Origin of the sequence: Aphanothece hegewaldii CCALA 016, assembly GCF_003007785.1 — a bacterium.
Classification (GTDB): Bacteria; Cyanobacteriota; Cyanobacteriia; order Cyanobacteriales; family Microcystaceae; genus Chroococcus; species Chroococcus hegewaldii.
The window spans coordinates 1-3,473 of record NZ_PXOH01000083.1; the positions used below are offsets into that span (position 1 = coordinate 1).

Here is a 3,473-nt window from a genome sequence, read left to right on the forward strand (position 1 = left end):
TGGCGGGAGCTACTCGTTGCCCCCATACCTGAAAAAGCCTATGACTTCCCGACCTCCACTCGTTTGTAGGGACTACCAACTGGCTTGCTTTATTGAATCGGATTGTTTATAATAAGATTAGGTTTTTAATGATGTTGATGGATTATCATGTCAACGGCTCTCGATTTATCTCAAGAACAATGGTCATCCTACAAAGGAGCAAAACTTCCAGCTATTCAAAGCGATCATGAACGATGGCAGCGTGGTTGGCAAGTTGCTTATTTTTTAGCTCATCTCTTGCGTGAACAATTTGGTGCAACGCAAGTAGCCGTTTTTGGTTCTTTAAGCAACAGGGAAGATTTTGACATCTATTCAGATCTTGATTTGATTGTTTGGGGCATTCATCCTACACGTTTCTATCAAGCTGTTGCGGCGGTCACGGCGGTTAGTAATGAGTTTGAAGTCGATCTTGTTGATGGAGATACTCCCCCACTTCATCTATCTAAATCTCTTTCTGGAGCGCTCGCTATTTGAACTCAATGAACTCAAAGCTTCTCAAATTGGCACAAGAAATTAAATTGGAGATTTCCTTTCTTGAAATCTCAATTGAACGCTCCTTGTTGGGTTGGCAACGTTATCTTGAGAGTAACGATCAACTTTACCTTGATAGTGTGGCTTTAGGATTACATAATTTCTATAGTGGATTGGAAAGACTTTTTGAGAAAGTGGCGAAAGTTGTCGATGGGTCTTTGCCATCTGGAGCTAACTGGCATCAGCTTCTTTTAGAACAAATCAGTTTAGAAAACCCCGAACGACGACCCGCCTTGATTTCGGTTGAAAGTCGCAAAGCTTTAGAAGAGTATCGAGGTTTACGCCATGTGGTGCGTAATGTTTATGCTTTTCAACTTGAGCCAGAAAAACTAAGACTTCTGGTTGAATCGGCTCCATCAATTTTTACTCAAATTAAAACCGAATGTCTAGCTTTTGCTTCTTTTCTAGAGCATTAAGCTCAAATTTAATAAATTGATTGGTTGATACTTTATGGGCAAACGTACTTGGTTAGAATTAGCGATCGCTACTGAATATCTTCCCTTCCTATCGAGTCTTAGTAATTCGGAGGAAGGAAAAAAGCAAGCCGAACAATTTAACCAAACCATCCGTAACTCTTGGTCAGATCGTGGCTTAACTGAACTGTCTCAACAACAATCCTTAATGGATACGACCCGACGAGCCATCAAAGATCATTTGGGTGAGAATCATTTTAGTTTGGATTACATTAAATTTGACACTGATGAATACATTCAATTAAATGATTTTAAGCAGGGACGGGTGGCTCTTCGTAATGAACAAGTACAATTTATCGATGATCCTAATGCCATAGTAGAAAGAGCGATCGCTCTCCTTAATTCCCTCGAATGGTCAGAAGTTGCTGCGGGCTTATCAGTGATAACGGGACGGCGTAGCTCGGAACTCCTTTCAACTGCTCAGTTTACTTATTCGAGCGAGTGGAGTGTCAGTTTTACTGGTGCTTTAAAACGCGGTGGTGAAACGGAAGTCCTCAGTTTCGAGATTCCGACTCTCGCTCCTGCTAAACTTGTCTGTCAAGCTTTAAGCAAAGTCCGTCAACAATTACCCGACGCGGTAGGAATGAAAGCTGAAGATGTTAACAGTAAATATGGCAGTGCAGTGATCAAAGAGTGCGATCATCACTTTACTGATTTAGTCCCTCTTCGTGAAGGTAAAGATAATCTTTACACTCATTTGTTTAGGTCAGTTTATGCCACGATCGCTACTTTTTGGTTTTGTCCCCCAAATGTGAATGAGGTTGAGTATAAAGCGGCGATTCAAGGACATTATGCCATCCTTGATGAATCTAATCTTGAAAGACGGCGATCGCTTTCCGCCTCCCGTCATTACTCGGATTATGAAATTGCTGACGGGGTTGTCTTTCAGCATGGAGGAAAACGCAAAGGGGTTAAGTTGAGAACCGATGGAGTGAAGGTCATTGATGCTTTTCAAAGACGAGTTGAAGCTAAGTCAGCCCCTTCAAGGGAGAAGGGAAAACTTAGTAGTGTTCGGATTATTAAAGAGGATAAATCTTTACTCGATCAAATCTTTCAACAGTTGGAATTGGATAACTCGCTTAACCAATCTTCTAAGATGAACGAATTGCTTAACTGGGTCAAATCTCGTTTAGAGCATGAGCCAATTATTTCATCACCTAAATCAGAAGTTTCTCTACCTTCAATAACTAAATCACAAACCCAACCCTTACAGGGTGAGCTTGAAGTTGAACCATTTACTAATGATGATCACCAAGAGCCAATAACTGTAGCTGCTAGTTTACCTGATCAGATTAATGAGGCTGCCTCACCTCCAACTCTTTCAACCTCATCACCCTTGGAAAAAAGTCAGACAAACAGGGACAATCTTCAAAAATCTATAACCTCTGATACTAACCAAAAATCCAATAATAAGACTGTCCCTGTTTGTCAAGATTTAATGAATCCCAATTCTACCGCTTCAGGACTAGAGGCCAAAATTGATAAGCTCGTTGATGTCATGACTCAGTTCATCAACTTACAGATACAGGGGGCTACACAGCTATCGACTCATCAAACTGCAAGAACAAAGGTTAAAGCTACTACACAAGCTCAACCCAAAACGGCTGTTTCTGCTGGTACAACTGATAACGGCAGAATTGACGTAACACCGACACAACGAACACCTCGTAATTCTCCATTAGCTCAGGAGGTGATTAACAATGCGATCGCTGCGATCATTGCTCACAACAATTCCACCGACCTACACGATCTCAAATGGGCAATTACCATTAATTCAGTTAAAGAATTGGTCAGTGAGGCCACTAAATCTCAACGTTTGGTACAAAAGGCGATCGCACTAAGACAAGATGAAATTGACCAACATCATATCCATCATCAAATCGAACCCAATCACAATCATCGTCATAAACGTAAACGGACAATTCGAGAGGCGATTTCAGATAGTTTCGCCTAAAGCTGTTTTTATCTTATGACGGGTACAGGAGTCGAACCTGATATCTGAAGGTTATGAGCCTTCCGTGAAGCCGTTTCACTCACCCGCTACTTCTATTGTAACACGATAAACTACAAGGCTACAACCAATCTAATCAGATTGGTTGTGTTTAACGTTTGATACAAAAGGCGCATAGCTAACGCGGCTCAAGGGATGAGATCGCACTACGACAAGATAATATTGACACTCCGAAATACCCATCATCAAATCGTACCCAATCACAACCATCGTCATAAACGTAAAAGAACAATTCAAAAAGCAATTCTTTTCCCATCCGTCCTAAATTAACTTCGTTAATAGCAATTTTCAATTGAGTGGAGCAATATGAGAGAATGAGAAAAGTTTAGATAAAATCTCGAAATGAAACCCTATTCAACAGATTTACGTCAGAAAATCATTGAGACTAAAGAGAAAACCCCCCTTACAATTCAGCAACT

3 protein-coding genes and 1 tRNA gene are annotated in these 3,473 nt (G+C 40.8%); 3 read left to right on the forward strand and 1 reads right to left on the reverse strand.

Annotated elements, in window-relative coordinates:
- The first annotated feature begins 147 nt into the window (after window positions 1-147).
- Genes C7H19_RS24910 through C7H19_RS24920 form a run of 3 tightly spaced genes read left to right on the forward strand, consistent with a single transcriptional unit; the run spans window position 148 to window position 2,997 of the window.
- On the forward strand, window positions 148-513 hold the full coding sequence (locus C7H19_RS24910) for a nucleotidyltransferase family protein (RefSeq protein ID WP_106459598.1): 366 nt from the start codon (window positions 148-150) through the stop codon (window positions 511-513).
- 5 nt (window positions 514-518) lie between these two features.
- Complete coding sequence (locus C7H19_RS24915) at window positions 519-986, forward strand: ribonuclease toxin HepT-like protein (protein ID WP_106459599.1); 468 nt, start codon at window positions 519-521, stop codon at window positions 984-986.
- A gap of 34 nt (window positions 987-1,020) precedes the next feature.
- Window positions 1,021-2,997 (forward strand): protelomerase family protein, encoded by a 1,977-nt coding sequence (locus tag C7H19_RS24920; RefSeq protein WP_106459600.1) that lies wholly within the window; start codon window positions 1,021-1,023, stop codon window positions 2,995-2,997.
- A 16-nt stretch (window positions 2,998-3,013) separates the two neighbouring features.
- Here the strand turns inward: C7H19_RS24920 and C7H19_RS26050 are convergent.
- Window positions 3,014-3,084, reverse strand: a tRNA-Met gene (locus tag C7H19_RS26050).
- Window positions 3,085-3,473: the final 389 nt, after the last annotated feature.